Raw genomic sequence first — 13,678 nt, 5'->3', positions numbered from 1 at the left:
AAGACGCGGCAAGCGCCGCATCCGGCATTTGCACCGCGGCACTGGTGGATGCGGCGCAAATGCCTTATCCACCCTACATGTGCAATCCCCCAGGCCGGATAAGACGCGGCAAGCGCCGCATCCGGCATTTGCACCGCGGCACTGGTGGATGCGGCGTAAACGCCTTATCCACCCTACATGTGCGTTCCGTAGGCCGGATAAGGCGCGGCAAGCGCCGCATCCGGCATCTGCACCGCGCCACTGGTGGATGCGGCGTAAACGCCTTATCCACCCTACATGTCCGGCATTTATTGCGCCGCTGCGTACAGGCCGACAATCTGCTCCAGGCTGGCGGTACGCGGGTTGCTACGCAGACAAATATCGTCCAGCGCGGCCTGCGCCCATGTGCCGTAATGTCCGGTTGTTGCCCCCACATCAGCCAGTCGTTTACCGATCCCAACTTCCGCAATCAGCTCACTTACCGCGTTAATAGCATCACGATCGTCAGATTTTTTACTTCGCAGCGCCCTACCTATCTGACTAAAACGTTCACGACAGACCATCCGGTTAAATTCCATCACCGTTGGCAGCAGCATGGCGTTCGCCAGACCGTGCGGAATATGCAGCGCCGCGCCCGGCTGATGCGCCATCGCATGGCATAATCCAAGTCCGGCGCTGGAAAACGCCATTCCCGCCATACATGAAGCCAGCAACATACTCTCGCGTGCGACAAGGTCGTGACCGTAGCCCACCGCTTTCGGCAGCGATTTGCTAATCATCGCAATAGCGCCAATCGCCAGACTGTCGGTAAACGGTGTGGCGTTCAGTGCGCTGTACGCTTCAATGGCATGGGTTAACGCATCAATACCCGTCATCGCCGTGACATGCGACGGCACACCTTCGGTCAGCACGGCGTCGAGAATCGCCACATCCGGCATCAGCGAGGCATGTGCTAACACCTGCTTGCGCCCGCTCACCGCGTCGATAATCACCGTTACGTTGGTGGTTTCAGAGCCGGTTCCTGCGGTAGTTGGAATGGCAATCAACGGCAGGCGTGCTTGCAGAACGCTGGTTTCTGACATCTCTGCCAGTGTGCTATCAGGGTTCGTCACCAACAGCGACACGGCTTTCGCCGCATCCAGCACCGAGCCACCACCAAACGCGATCACCCCGTCACAACCTGACTCACGCAGTTGCGCCACAGCGGCACACACATCAGTGATGCACGGTTCACCCACCGGACATGGCCAGAGCGTCATAGCGATGCCTTTTACGGCCAGGCTGCGCGTTAGCCCGGCCGTCATCCCTGCCTGATGCAAAAAGCTGTCTGCCATCACAAACAGATGTTTCAGCCCACGCGTTTGCGCTTGCTGCCCACAACAGCTCACCGCGCCCGGACCGCAAAGCGTCACCGGTGGAACACTAAATGTTTTTACCCGTTGCAGATTCAGGGTATCGAACGCCTGAAAGAGCGCGGTCTGCAATTCATTTTGCATATAGCCCCTCCGCTTTCTCTCGCCCGCAACTGGCGATCGCCAGCGGGGTCATAAACAAACTGTGCTGCGGTAAATACACCTGTAACGCCGGGAATTGTTTGCAAAACAGTTCCGCTACGCCCGGTTGCATACAGGAACCGCCCGCCAGCCATAAATCAGTAATGCCCTGCCCTTCAATATGCCGGGCAACAATGTCGGCCATTTTTTCGTACACCGGTTTCACCGCGGGCCAAATTTCCTCACCATGACCGCGCTTGTACTGCTCTGCCTCTTCCAGCGAAATACGACGATTTCCGGCGAGGGTCAGAGAGATGTGATGCCCACCGGTGGCTTCATCTGCTGAGTAAGTCACTTTGCCTTGCTTAACGATGGCAATGCCGGTGGTGCCGCCACCGATATCCACTACGCCGGCGTTGTCCAGTTGCAACAGATCCGCAACTGCGGTTGGCTCATCCAGCACATGGCCCACTTCCAGCCCGGCAGACTCCAGCACGTTGATGGAAATACGCGGGTCCGTACCTGGAGGAAATGAAGTCGCCGCATGGCTAAAACGACGACCGAATTGCTGCTCGAGAGTGTCGAGATGGCGACGAACAATCGTGACTGCACCGAAGAAATCCCAGACGATGCCGTCGCGGACCACATCAGCCCAGTCGAGACATACCGCCACTGGCTGCCCGTCGCGGTCGACAACCATCGACACCACATCGCAGGTGCCCAGATCCACCCCCAGCCACAGTGGAGAGTCCGTCGTGGCAGGCGTCTGGTTACACAGCGTTGCCGCCGTTTGCAGACGTGGAGTGAGCCATTGTTCGTCGTGCGCCATCGGTTACTCCTTAAACAATGCGAAACGCATCAACTAATACACAGCGACGCAGACGGACAAACGTACGCGCGCTGGTTACCCCTTCACCGGTTGGCGTGGTGATGGTCATGGTGGTCCAGCCTTCCCCGCCCAGCCCCAGCCCGGCAATGCACGGTCCGTTCTTAACGAAAATGCTGGTATCAATCGCATTCGCCATCTGGTTCATGTTCTCGATATTGCGCGAATGCATTGCCGCCGTGTGATGGCAACCGCCTTCCAGTTTCACCGCCAGCGCAATGGCATCCACCACGTTGGCGACGCGCACGACGGGCAGCACCGGCATCATCAGTTCGGTCACGGCAAATGGATGTTCTGCTGTGGTTTCCACAAACAGCAAACGCGTTTCTTGCGGCACGTTCAGACCAATTGCCGCCGCGATTTTCGCCGCATCGCGACCTACCCAGTCACGGCTGACGGTGCCTTTTCCGCGCTCGTCGATATTTTTCAGCAACACCGGTTGCAACTGCTGCGCCTGTTCTGCGGTCAGTTTCACCGCGTGCTGGCCTTCCATCAGACGCATCAGTTCATCTGCTACGCTATCAACAACAATCAGTACCTTTTCATCGGCACAAATGATGTTGTTATCGAAAGAAGCGCCTTTGACGATGGACTGAGCGGCACGGGCGAGGTCTGCGGTTTCATCCACCACGACAGGTGGATTACCGGCACCTGCAGCAATCAGGCGTTTATTAGTGTGTTTACGCGCCGCTTCCACAACCGCTTCGCCGCCCGTCACCACCAAAAGGCCGATGCCCGGAAACTTGAACAAGCGTTGCGCGGTTTCGATATCCGGATTTGCTACGGTAACCAGTAAGTTTTCCGGCCCGCCTGCGGCAACAATCGCCTGGTTGAGCAGCGTAATCGCACGCTGGGAGACTTTTTTCGCCGCCGGATGCGGAGCAAAAATGACGCTGTTGCCTGCCGCAATCAGGCTGATAGCATTGTTAATTACGGTTGCCGCCGGATTGGTTGAAGGTGTCACCGAAGCCACCAGGCCCCAGGGCGCGTTTTCAATTAAGGTCAGGCCGTTGTCACCGGTCAGCACCTGTGGTGAGAGGCACTCAACGCCTGGCGTGCCGCGCGCCTGAGCGACGTTTTTGGCAAATTTATCTTCAACACGACCCATGCCGGTTTCACTAACGGCAAGTTCCGCTAAATCCCTGGCGTGTTTTTCGCCTGCTTCACGAATAGCGGCAATGGCTAACTGGCGCATTGCCACGCTTTTTAACCCTTGCTGGGCAATTTTGGCTGCCGCAACGGCGTCATCCAGGGAAGCGAAAACGCCCATCTCATGAACGGCGGCGGGCGGCGTGTCACTGCTTTGCATTTTCAGCAGTACCGCTTTCACCACCTGTTCAATATCCTGTTGATTCATGATGTTCTGCCTTATTTGTGGAAAATTACCTGACCGCCAGACACCACCTCATCGACGATGCCAATCACGCACAGATCGACCGGTGACGTTTCGCTTTTATGCGCCTGGCGGGCGGAACTGCCACTCACCAGCAACACCCACTCCCCGGTTCCCGCGCCAATATTGTCGATGGCAACGGCACATTGACCATCGGGATTTCCCTGTGGATCAATCATTTCCACCATCAGCAATTTGTCATGCGCCAGTCCGTGATGGCGTACGGTACAAACAATTTGTCCAGTGACGACTGCCAGTTTCATACCCGCCTCCGTGGCGTATTTCAGGTAAAAGCTCCCCTACCCTCCGCAGAAGGTAAAATGAAAAAGGAGAGAGCGTGACGCCCGAATCGACGTCACACAGGGTGATTACAGGTTGCTGCTGTCGCCTTTCAGGCCGATCGGGAAGACTTCTTCCAGGTCGCCGTGCGGACGCGGGATAACGTGTACGGATACCAGTTCACCGATACGCTGTGCCGCTGCGGCACCTGCATCGGTCGCGGCTTTACAGGCTGCAACATCACCGCGAACCATGGCAGTACACAGGCCGCCGCCAATCTGCTTAACACCAACCAGTTTGACGCGCGCAGCTTTCACCATCGCATCAGAAGCCTCAATCAGTGCAACCAGGCCCCGGGTTTCGATCATTCCTAATGCTTCCATTGTGTTTTCCTCTTTATAGGGGTCCAGAACAGGACCGTTCATTCAACCAGTGTTTGTAAACTGCTTTCGCGGTTCACTTCTGTCTGACGCGGTACGGCTGCCACCAGCGCCAGTTCGATAATTTCCTGCACGCTACAACCACGAGAGAGATCGTGCATCGGCGCGGCAAGCCCTTGTATCAATGGCCCGACGGCACGATATCCGCCAAGTCGTTGTGCAATTTTGTAGCCAATATTTCCTGCTTCCAGCGACGGAAAAACCATTACATTGGCTTTCCCCTGTAGCGGGCTGGCAGGCGCTTTTTGCGCCGCGACATCCGGCACAAAAGCAGCGTCAAACTGCAACTCACCATCCACCATCAGTTGCGGTGCGCGCTCACGGACGATTTCTGTCGCCTGTTGCACGTTGGCAACGCAGGGGTGACGAGCGCTACCGTTGCTGGAAAACGACAGCATCGCCACACGTGGCTCTTCTCCGGTGATGGCGCGCCAGGTTTCAGCGCTGGCAAGGGCGATATCTGCCAGTTGTGCCGCCGTCGGCTGTGGCACTACGCTGCAATCGGCAAAGCCCAACGCCGGGCCACTGTACTGTGGCAGCATCAGGAAAATGGAAGAGAGTGTTTTACAGCCCGGCTGCAAACCGATAATGCGTAATCCGGCACGCAACACATTTGCCGTGGAAGAGAGATTGCCTGCAATGCAGACATCCGCTTTACCGGCGCTGACCATCGCGGCAGCGAACATCAGCGGATCGGTGAGTTTATCCAGCGCATCCGGTGGCGTTTTTTCACCCGCTCGGGCCAGCCAACGCTGCGCAAATTCTTCCCGCATAGCGAGGTTGCGATGCGGATCAATCACCTGTAGCCCGTCCATCGCCACGCCGTGACTGAGCGCACACTGACGGAGTTCAAACGGATTGGCGACCAGGACAGGTGTCGCCAGACCTTGTTGATGCAAATATTGTGCGGCTTTCAGTACGCGCTGGTCTAACGCATCCGGAAAAACCACTCTGGCGGGCGCTCGCAACGCCAGTTCACGACAACGTTCAATAATCATTGCGTTTCCCCCAGTCGTTGTTGGATCTGCTTCACCGTTAGCGGGTGCTTTGTTACGCTCAGGATCATCATCACGTAGACCGTGCTGGAAAGACGGTTCAACGCCTGCAAAATATCCGGGCGTAATACTTCAAAACTGCGGGTGATAAACACCTGCGCCGCGACGGTTTCGGTTTCACGCACTTTGGTGCGTAGCAGATTCAGCAACGCCGCATCGCGTCCATGGCTGGCTTCCGGCACCAGATGATCGTGATCGAGATAGCGCAGCGGCTGATGAGAAAGCCGATGCAGATCTTCGTCAGAAAGCCCGACAATCGCCTGGCAGCCCAGCGGTTCCCCCAGTGCATCGGCACGCATAATGTTGCCCAGACGCGAACGGATATCTGCCAACCAAGGCTGCCACGGTTCTGCCAGTTCAATTTGCAGCCACACTGCCAGCGCTATGGTGCTGTCGAGAGCTGCGCGGAAACTCAGGCGCGGATCGCTTTTGGCGACCATTTTTTCTGCCGACAGGTGAGTTAGCGTGTCTGGTTTTTTCGCCACCGGCTGGCGGCACAGTTCGCAGCACGCTTGCGGATGTTCATCGCTACTGGTCAGCCCGTGAACAGGCTGCGGCTGCTGCTGTTCATCGTCAACAAACAGGCTGCCCTGCTCGTCAATAAACTTGATGCGCAGATGCCTGCTTTCCAGTAACTCCCGGGCAGAGGGCGTCAGGCGACTGTCCGCAGGGAGATGGATCTCTGCGCCTTCGCTGAGCGTATGGTTTGCTCTTAGCCATGCTTCGGTGATGAAATCTTTCATAGGGATTGCCAGTTAGCCGGCCAGGCGACATACAGGAACTTCACGCTGGATGTCGTACCAAACTCAATGCTGGAACCTTTCGGGATAAACATGACGTCGCCCGCTTTGGCGATCATGGTTTCACCTTCGTGGCGAACATGCAGTTCACCTTCCAGCACCATATCGATCTCGTCGTAGTTCAGCGTCCACGGGAAAAACGCGTTATCCCACTGCATAAAACCAGCGGCCATGCTGCTGCCGTCGTCTCCGGTGACCAGATCGGTCAATCCCACGCAGTGCGGTTCAGCACCGTCGAAGCGGCCAAATTTCACGCTGCTGCCATCAATAACCTTGATGCCGCCTTTGCCAGTCACCGATTTGAAGCTCGGCTGCATACCCCCTTGTTCCAGTGATTGTTTTTCCTTCATCACTTTTTCCATCAATTGCGCGACCAGGCTTTCGGTAAACTGGCCTTCCGGCAGCTGGGCGATGATGGTTTCGCGGATACGCTGGCTTTCGGTTTTATCGGCTGGAACGCTGGCGGGAATAGATGCTGTTACCGGGGTCAATTCATCGCATTCGGTGATGGTAAAACCCAGCAGGTCCGCCACTTCGCGGGCTTCCGGGGTAATAATGCTGGCGCGCAGAACCACAGACATTGCCTGTTCGCCGCGCGCGTGTGCTTCACGAATATCATTCGCTGTGATGAGTTTTTTCACCTGCTTCCTCCTGTTCGGTGAGAGATGCCAGATAATCCACCAGTTGCTGCACGCTTTGCGGGTCGTGGCTGTTTAGCTCGAAAATCGGCTCTTCGAAACCAGTCTCAAGCAATAACTTTCGCGTTGCGGCGACGTCAGCATCCGGCATGTCCGTTTTACTGATGACGGCGATTTGCCGTTTACTGGCGCCAATATCCAGCAACCCGGCAGGCAATCGGCTTTCCGGGTCATTCGCGCCGTGGACATAGATCAGCATGTCCACATCCTGTAGCGTGGTAATTAAGGCGTGATACCAGCGGGGGTGGCTAAAATATTCACCCGGCGTATCAATATCACCCTTATCATTAAATTCCACGGCCTGTGTTTTTATCGCGAGGGTATAATTCCCCTGCAACGCATTAAATAACGTTGTTTTTCCTGCCCCGACAGTACCCACAAACGCGATTCGCTTCATGAATACCTCGTATTAACTTTTAGTCATTTCACAAAGCGTATAATTTAATAAGCGCCCTAAACCGCTGACGGTTTGTGATAACGCTTCTTCTACTGCGCCCACCGAGCCATAAATCACCAGCGCGCCGCTAAAACGGTCGAGAAAACCGATATGTACATCGGCGGCTTTCAATGCTAAATCACCGGCAATCATCGCTGTTTCGCCGGGAGTTAGCGTCATAATGCCAATTGCGCCCGCATCAGGAACGCCGATTTTCTTCGCCAGTTCCTCGCCGGGATGCGCGATGAGATGCGCCAGCGTAACCTGTTTGCCGGGCACAAATTCCTGAATGATGCGTTCTTTATCCATGAGTCGCCGCCTGTGAAAAACTTGTCCTCATCGTGACAATTTTTTGTCGGAGTAAATAACAAAATTCGGCAAACGCATTTAAAAGGTGAGGTAGATCACTAAGAATGGAGGGATATTTACTGTGATGCATAAACTTTCATATGCAACGCATGAATATAAATAAAATAATATCGAGAAATTTATACGCTGCTTTTTAATTATTCGAAAACGCAGTAATAAGCTTTACTAATATATTGCAATAAAACCGCTTACCCCGAATAATCCAGAGTAAGCGTTATCTAATGTTAAGAATTACAATGGTTGGGTTTGCGCTTCAACCACGGCCAGCGCCACCATGTTGACGATACGACGTACCGATGCGATTGGCGTTAATACGTGAACTGGTTTCGCCACGCCCATCAGCACCGGGCCGACTGTCACACCTTCCGAACTGGAAACGCGCAGTAAGTTGTAACTGATGCGGGCAGCTTCCATGTTCGGCATCACCAGAATATTGGCAGAACCTTTCAAAGGGCTGTCCGGCATACGATCGTTGCGAATCGCCTCTACCAGTGCCGCATCTCCGTGCATTTCGCCATCAATCATCAGTTCTGGCGCACGTTCCCTGACCAGTTCCAGCGCCTGGCGCATTTTGCTTGATGACGGACAGTCAGAAGAACCAAAGTTGGAGTGCGACAACAGAGCAACACGCGGCTCAATACCGAAACGACGGACAGTTTCTGCCGCCATCAAGGTGATTTCTGCCAGCTCTTCTGCGTCTGGTTCGTCATTGACGTAGGTATCGGCAATAAAGGTGTTACCACTCGGCAGCAGCAGCGCGTTCATTGCGCCTGCGGTGTGAACGCCATCGCGATAACCAAAGATATTTTTCACCACACTAAAGTGTTCGTGATAATCGCCCACCGTACCGCAGATCATTGCATCGGCTTCGCCACGCTGAACCATGATCGCGCCGATCACTGTCGGATTACTGATCAGCGCACGCTGCGCCTGCTCCTGAGTGACGCCTCGACGCTTCATGATCTGGAAGTATTCGGTCCAGTACTCTTTAAAGCGCGGATCGGATTCGTTATTGACGATCTCAAAATCAACGCCCGCTTTGATCTGCAAGCCCAGTTTCTGAATGCGCATTTCGATCACATTCGGACGACCAATAAGGATCGGTTTCGCCAGTCCCAGAGTCACCAGTTCCTGAGTCGCGTGCAGAACGCGCGCCTCTTCCCCTTCCGACAGAACTACGCGCTTCGGCGCTTTGCGAGCCAGGGAGAAAATCGGCTTCATAAACAAGTTGGTTTTGTAAACGAACTCAGTCAGCTTGTCGATGTAGACGTCGAAATCAGCAATCGGACGCGTCGCCACGCCCGACTCCATCGCCGCTTTAGCAACCGCAGGAGCGATCTTAACAATCAAGCGCGGATCAAACGGTTTTGGAATGATGTATTCCGGACCAAAGCTCAGATCCTGATCGCCATACGCTGAAGCCACCACTTCGCTCTGTTCCGCATGGGCCAGTTCTGCAATCGCACGTACCGCCGCCAGTTTCATCTCTTCGTTGATGGCGGTTGCGCCAACATCCAGCGCGCCACGGAAGATGAACGGGAAGCAAAGCACGTTGTTAACCTGGTTTGGATAGTCAGAACGACCGGTACAGATGATGGCATCCGGACGTACTTCTTTCGCCAGCGGCGGCAGGATTTCCGGTTCCGGGTTCGCCAGCGCCAGGATCATCGGCGCACGAGCCATTTTCTTCACCATTTCCTGGGTCAGCACTTTCGGGCCGGAACAGCCCAGGAAAATATCCGCACCTTCAATCACATCATCGAGGGTACGCTTGCCGTCATCCACCACCGCATAGGCAGCTTTGGTTTCTGCCATGTTTGGCTCACGGCCCTGATAGATAACGCCTTTTGAATCGCAAACCACGATGTTATGTTTTTGCAGCCCCAGGGCCACCAGCAGGTTCATACAGGCGATTGCTGCGGCACCCGCGCCGGAAACCACCATCCGCACGTCAGAGATGTTTTTCTCCACCACGCGCAAGCCGTTGAGGATGGCGGCGGTGCTGATGATCGCCGTCCCGTGCTGATCGTCGTGGAATACCGGAATGTTCATCCGCTCGCGCAGTTTCTGCTCAATATAGAAACATTCTGGCGCTTTAATGTCTTCGAGGTTGATGCCGCCGAAGGTCGGTTCGAGCGCGGCAACGACTTCAATAAATTTGTCCGGGTCAAGCTCATCAACTTCAATGTCAAATACATCAATCCCGGCGAATTTCTTAAACAGAACGCCTTTGCCTTCCATCACTGGTTTGCCTGCCAGCGCGCCAATGTTGCCTAATCCCAGCACCGCCGTACCGTTAGAGATCACCGCCACCAGGTTACCGCGCGCGGTATATTTGTAGGCTTTTAACGGGTCTTTTTCGATTTCAAGGCAAGGCGCGGCAACGCCTGGTGAATAGGCCAGCGCCAGATCGCGCTGCGTTGCCAGAGGCTTGGTTGGAGAAACCTGGATTTTCCCTGGAACTGGAAATTCATGGAAATCAAGTGCACTTTGTTTTAACTGGTCATCCATTTGGTTGTTCCTTTCACGTAACATTCACAAATAAAGTGTGGGCAACAGCCCCTGCCCACAACGTGGCGCACATTATTACCTTGCCGGAGTCTACAGACTTTGAGCAAGTCCAAACTCTCACCATTAATATAATGTTTTGGTAATAATCCCATAACACTGATGTTACCTGCTTAATCCAGCAATACCATGTCTGTCTGCTATGCTTTTTCGATGTGTTTAGCGAAATTTTTCAGAAGTGTGAATTAACGCACTCATCTAACACTTTACTTTTCAAGGAGTATTTCCTATGAACGAGTTAGACGGCATCAAACAGTTCACCACTGTCGTGGCAGACAGTGGCGATATTGAGTCCATTCGCCATTATCATCCCCAGGATGCCACCACCAATCCTTCGCTGTTACTTAAGGCTGCCGGATTATCACAATATGAGCATTTAATCGACGATGCTATCGCCTGGGGTAAAAAAAATGGCAAGACCCAGGAACAACAGGTGGTCGCGGCATGTGACAAACTGGCGGTCAATTTCGGTGCTGAAATTCTCAAAATCGTCCCCGGTCGCGTGTCAACAGAAGTTGATGCTCACCTCTCTTTTAATAAAGAAAAGAGTATTGAGAAGGCGCGCCATCTGGTGGACTTGTATCAGCAACAAGGCGTTGAGAAATCACGCATTCTGATCAAACTGGCGTCGACCTGGGAAGGAATTCGCGCGGCAGAAGAGCTGGAAAAAGAAGGTATTAACTGCAATCTGACGCTACTGTTTTCTTTTGCACAGGCGCGCGCCTGTGCAGAGGCAGGCGTTTTTCTGATTTCGCCGTTTGTCGGGCGTATTTATGACTGGTATCAGGCACGTAAGCCGATGGACCCGTATGTGGTGGAAGAAGATCCGGGCGTTAAATCGGTGCGCAATATCTACGATTACTATAAGCAACACCACTATGAAACCATTGTGATGGGCGCGAGCTTCCGTCGCACCGAACAAATCCTCGCCTTAACCGGCTGCGATCGACTGACTATCGCACCGAATTTGCTGAAGGAGCTGCAAGAAAAAGTTTCGCCAGTGGTACGTAAATTAATCCCACCTTCTCAGACGTTTCCACGCCCAGTCCCCATGAGCGAAGCGGAGTTCCGCTGGGAGCACAATCAGGATGCGATGGCGGTAGAAAAACTGTCTGAAGGCATCCGCCTGTTCGCCGATGATCAACGCAAACTGGAAGATCTTCTTGCCGCCAAACTATAAACCCGCCACGGAGTGTTATATGTCCCGAAAAGACCTTGCCAATGCGATTCGCGCGCTCAGTATGGATGCAGTGCAAAAAGCCAATTCCGGTCATCCCGGCGCGCCGATGGGCATGGCTGATATTGCCGAAGTGCTGTGGAACGATTTTCTTAAACATAACCCCACCGACCCAACCTGGTATGATCGCGACCGCTTTATTCTTTCCAACGGCCACGCGTCGATGCTGCTCTACAGTTTGCTGCATCTGACCGGTTATGACCTGCCGCTGGAAGAGCTGAAGAACTTCCGTCAGTTGCATTCGAAAACCCCAGGTCATCCGGAGATTGGCTATACGCCAGGTGTTGAAACCACCACCGGTCCACTTGGACAAGGTTTGGCAAACGCGGTCGGACTGGCGATAGCCGAGCGTACACTGGCGGCGCAGTTTAACCAGCCGGATCATGAGATTGTCGATCACTTCACCTATGTGTTTATGGGCGACGGCTGCCTGATGGAGGGTATTTCCCACGAAGTCTGTTCGCTGGCGGGCACGCTGGGGCTGGGCAAACTGATTGGTTTTTACGATCACAACGGTATTTCCATCGACGGTGAAACCGAAGGCTGGTTTACCGACGATACGGCAAAACGTTTTGAGGCCTATCACTGGCATGTGATCCATGAAATCGACGGTCACGATCCACAGGCAGTGAAGGAGGCGATTCTTGAAGCGCAAAGCGTGAAAGATAAGCCGTCGCTGATTATCTGCCGTACGGTGATTGGCTTTGGTTCGCCTAATAAAGCAGGTAAGGAAGAGGCGCACGGCGCACCGCTGGGTGAAGAAGAAGTGGCGCTGGCACGGCAGAAACTGGGCTGGCACCATCCACCGTTTGAAATCCCTAAAGAGATTTATCATGCCTGGGATGCCCGCGAAAAAGGCGAAAAAGCGCAGCAGAGCTGGAATGAGAAGTTTGCCGCGTATAAAAAGGCTCATCCGCAACTGGCAGAAGAGTTTACCCGTCGGATGAGTGGGGGTTTACCGAAGAACTGGGACAAAGCGACTCAGAAATATATCAATGAGTTGCAGGCGAATCCGGCGAAAATCGCTACCCGTAAGGCTTCGCAAAATACGCTTAACGCTTACGGTCCCATGCTGCCGGAGCTGCTCGGCGGTTCTGCGGATCTGGCTCCCAGCAACCTCACCATCTGGAAAGGTTCTGTGTCGCTGAAGGAAGATCCGGCGGGCAACTACATTCACTACGGGGTGCGTGAATTTGGCATGACCGCCATCGCCAACGGCATTGCACACCACGGTGGCTTTGTGCCGTATACCGCGACGTTCCTGATGTTTGTTGAATACGCCCGCAACGCCGCGAGGATGGCGGCACTGATGAAAGCACGGCAAATTATGGTGTATACCCACGACTCAATTGGTCTGGGCGAAGATGGTCCGACGCACCAGGCGGTTGAGCAACTGGCTAGTCTGCGCTTAACGCCGAATTTCAGCACCTGGCGCCCCTGCGATCAGGTGGAAGCAGCGGTGGGCTGGAAGCTGGCGGTTGAGCGCCACAACGGACCGACGGCACTGATCCTCTCAAGGCAGAATCTGGCCCAGGTGGAACGTACGCCGGATCAGGTAAAAGAGATTGCCCGCGGTGGTTATGTGCTGAAAGACAGCGGTGGCAAGCCGGATATTATTTTGATTGCCACCGGTTCAGAGATGGAAATCACCCTACAGGCCGCAGAAAAGCTGGCGGGAGAAGGGCGTAATGTACGCGTAGTTTCCCTGCCCTCGACCGATATTTTCGACGCCCAGGATGAGGAATATCGAGAATCGGTGTTGCCTTCTAACGTTACGGCCCGCGTGGCGGTGGAAGCGGGTATTGCCGATTACTGGTACAAATATGTTGGTCTGAAAGGGGCAATTGTCGGGATGACGGGTTATGGGGAATCCGCTCCGGCAGATAAGCTATTCCCATTCTTTGGCTTTACCGCCGAGAATATTGTGGCAAAAGCGCATAAGGTGCTGGGAGTGAAAGGTGCCGGATGCTGATTGCCGGATGCGACGCTGACGCGTCTTATCCGGCCTACCGCGCCTTATCCGGCCTACTTGTTCCCGCCATGAT

General features: G+C 54.3%; 13 protein-coding genes. 2 read left to right on the top strand and 11 right to left on the bottom strand.

Annotated features, from left to right (window positions below; genetic code table 11):
• Positions 1-287: 287 nt before the first annotated feature.
• From eutG to maeB, 11 genes are all read right to left on the bottom strand, one after another.
• Positions 288-1,475, bottom strand: coding sequence for an ethanolamine utilization ethanol dehydrogenase EutG (gene eutG / locus A7090_RS18815; RefSeq protein WP_105275155.1), 1,188 nt, complete (start codon positions 1,473-1,475; stop codon positions 288-290).
• Positions 1,465-2,301, bottom strand: coding sequence for an ethanolamine utilization protein EutJ (gene eutJ, locus A7090_RS18810; protein ID WP_105275154.1), 837 nt, complete (start codon positions 2,299-2,301; stop codon positions 1,465-1,467). The genes eutG and eutJ overlap by 11 nt, the downstream gene beginning before the upstream one ends.
• Positions 2,302-2,311: 10 nt before the next feature.
• Positions 2,312-3,715 (bottom strand): aldehyde dehydrogenase family protein, encoded by a 1,404-nt coding sequence (locus A7090_RS18805; RefSeq protein WP_105275153.1) that lies wholly within the window; start codon positions 3,713-3,715, stop codon positions 2,312-2,314.
• A gap of 11 nt (positions 3,716-3,726) precedes the next feature.
• On the bottom strand, positions 3,727-4,014 hold the full coding sequence (gene eutN, locus A7090_RS18800) for an ethanolamine utilization microcompartment protein EutN (RefSeq protein ID WP_000762196.1): 288 nt from the start codon (positions 4,012-4,014) through the stop codon (positions 3,727-3,729).
• Positions 4,015-4,119: 105 nt separating this feature from the next.
• Positions 4,120-4,413: an ethanolamine utilization microcompartment protein EutM gene (gene eutM, locus A7090_RS18795; RefSeq protein WP_000387713.1), complete on the bottom strand. Its 294-nt coding sequence runs from the start codon at positions 4,411-4,413 to the stop codon at positions 4,120-4,122.
• Between the two features lie 38 nt (positions 4,414-4,451).
• Positions 4,452-5,468, bottom strand: coding sequence for a phosphate acetyltransferase (pta, locus tag A7090_RS18790; RefSeq protein WP_105275152.1), 1,017 nt, complete (start codon positions 5,466-5,468; stop codon positions 4,452-4,454).
• Positions 5,465-6,268: an ethanolamine utilization cob(I)yrinic acid a,c-diamide adenosyltransferase EutT gene (eutT, locus tag A7090_RS18785; protein ID WP_105275151.1), complete on the bottom strand. Its 804-nt coding sequence runs from the start codon at positions 6,266-6,268 to the stop codon at positions 5,465-5,467. The genes pta and eutT overlap by 4 nt, the downstream gene beginning before the upstream one ends.
• Positions 6,265-6,966, bottom strand: a complete 702-nt coding sequence (gene eutQ / locus A7090_RS18780; protein WP_105275150.1) for an ethanolamine utilization acetate kinase EutQ — start codon at positions 6,964-6,966, stop codon at positions 6,265-6,267. The genes eutT and eutQ overlap by 4 nt, the downstream gene beginning before the upstream one ends.
• Positions 6,941-7,420 (bottom strand): ethanolamine utilization acetate kinase EutP, encoded by a 480-nt coding sequence (eutP, locus tag A7090_RS18775; protein ID WP_105275149.1) that lies wholly within the window; start codon positions 7,418-7,420, stop codon positions 6,941-6,943. The genes eutQ and eutP overlap by 26 nt, the downstream gene beginning before the upstream one ends.
• 12 nt (positions 7,421-7,432) lie before the next feature.
• The gene (gene eutS / locus A7090_RS18770) at positions 7,433-7,768 is read right to left on the bottom strand and encodes an ethanolamine utilization microcompartment protein EutS (protein ID WP_000356956.1); all 336 of its coding nucleotides are present in this window, start codon (positions 7,766-7,768) and stop codon (positions 7,433-7,435) included.
• Between the two features lie 291 nt (positions 7,769-8,059).
• Entirely contained in the window at positions 8,060-10,339 is a 2,280-nt protein-coding gene (gene maeB / locus A7090_RS18765; protein ID WP_105275148.1) for an NADP-dependent oxaloacetate-decarboxylating malate dehydrogenase, read from the bottom strand.
• Positions 10,340-10,625: 286 nt separating this feature from the next.
• Here maeB and tal point away from each other — a divergent pair, with 286 nt between their 5' ends.
• Both tal and tkt read left to right on the top strand, forming a co-directional pair.
• Positions 10,626-11,576, top strand: coding sequence for a transaldolase (gene tal, locus A7090_RS18760; protein WP_105275147.1), 951 nt, complete (start codon positions 10,626-10,628; stop codon positions 11,574-11,576).
• 19 nt (positions 11,577-11,595) lie between these two features.
• Complete coding sequence (tkt, locus tag A7090_RS18755; protein ID WP_105275146.1) at positions 11,596-13,605, top strand: transketolase; 2,010 nt, start codon at positions 11,596-11,598, stop codon at positions 13,603-13,605.
• The last annotated feature ends 73 nt before the right edge of the window (positions 13,606-13,678 follow it).

Origin of the sequence: Escherichia sp. MOD1-EC7003, assembly GCF_002965065.1 — a bacterium.
Classification (GTDB): domain Bacteria; phylum Pseudomonadota; class Gammaproteobacteria; order Enterobacterales; family Enterobacteriaceae; genus Escherichia.
The sequence above is the reverse complement of the archived record's forward strand: the minus strand, read 5'-3'. Positions and strand labels throughout refer to the sequence as shown.

Coding starts and splice junctions, on each gene's coding strand:
- eutG (WP_105275155.1), bottom strand. CDS start 1,475: ATGCAAAATGAATTGCAGACCGCGCTCTTTCAGGCGTTCGATACCCTG.
- eutJ (WP_105275154.1), bottom strand. CDS start 2,301: ATGGCGCACGACGAACAATGGCTCACTCCACGTCTGCAAACGGCGGCA.
- A7090_RS18805 (WP_105275153.1), bottom strand. CDS start 3,715: ATGAATCAACAGGATATTGAACAGGTGGTGAAAGCGGTACTGCTGAAA.
- eutN (WP_000762196.1), bottom strand. CDS start 4,014: ATGAAACTGGCAGTCGTCACTGGACAAATTGTTTGTACCGTACGCCAT.
- eutM (WP_000387713.1), bottom strand. CDS start 4,413: ATGGAAGCATTAGGAATGATCGAAACCCGGGGCCTGGTTGCACTGATT.
- pta (WP_105275152.1), bottom strand. CDS start 5,468: ATGATTATTGAACGTTGTCGTGAACTGGCGTTGCGAGCGCCCGCCAGA.
- eutT (WP_105275151.1), bottom strand. CDS start 6,268: ATGAAAGATTTCATCACCGAAGCATGGCTAAGAGCAAACCATACGCTC.
- eutP (WP_105275149.1), bottom strand. CDS start 7,420: ATGAAGCGAATCGCGTTTGTGGGTACTGTCGGGGCAGGAAAAACAACG.
- eutS (WP_000356956.1), bottom strand. CDS start 7,768: ATGGATAAAGAACGCATCATTCAGGAATTTGTGCCCGGCAAACAGGTT.
- maeB (WP_105275148.1), bottom strand. CDS start 10,339: ATGGATGACCAGTTAAAACAAAGTGCACTTGATTTCCATGAATTTCCA.
- tal (WP_105275147.1), top strand. CDS start 10,626: ATGAACGAGTTAGACGGCATCAAACAGTTCACCACTGTCGTGGCAGAC.
- tkt (WP_105275146.1), top strand. CDS start 11,596: ATGTCCCGAAAAGACCTTGCCAATGCGATTCGCGCGCTCAGTATGGAT.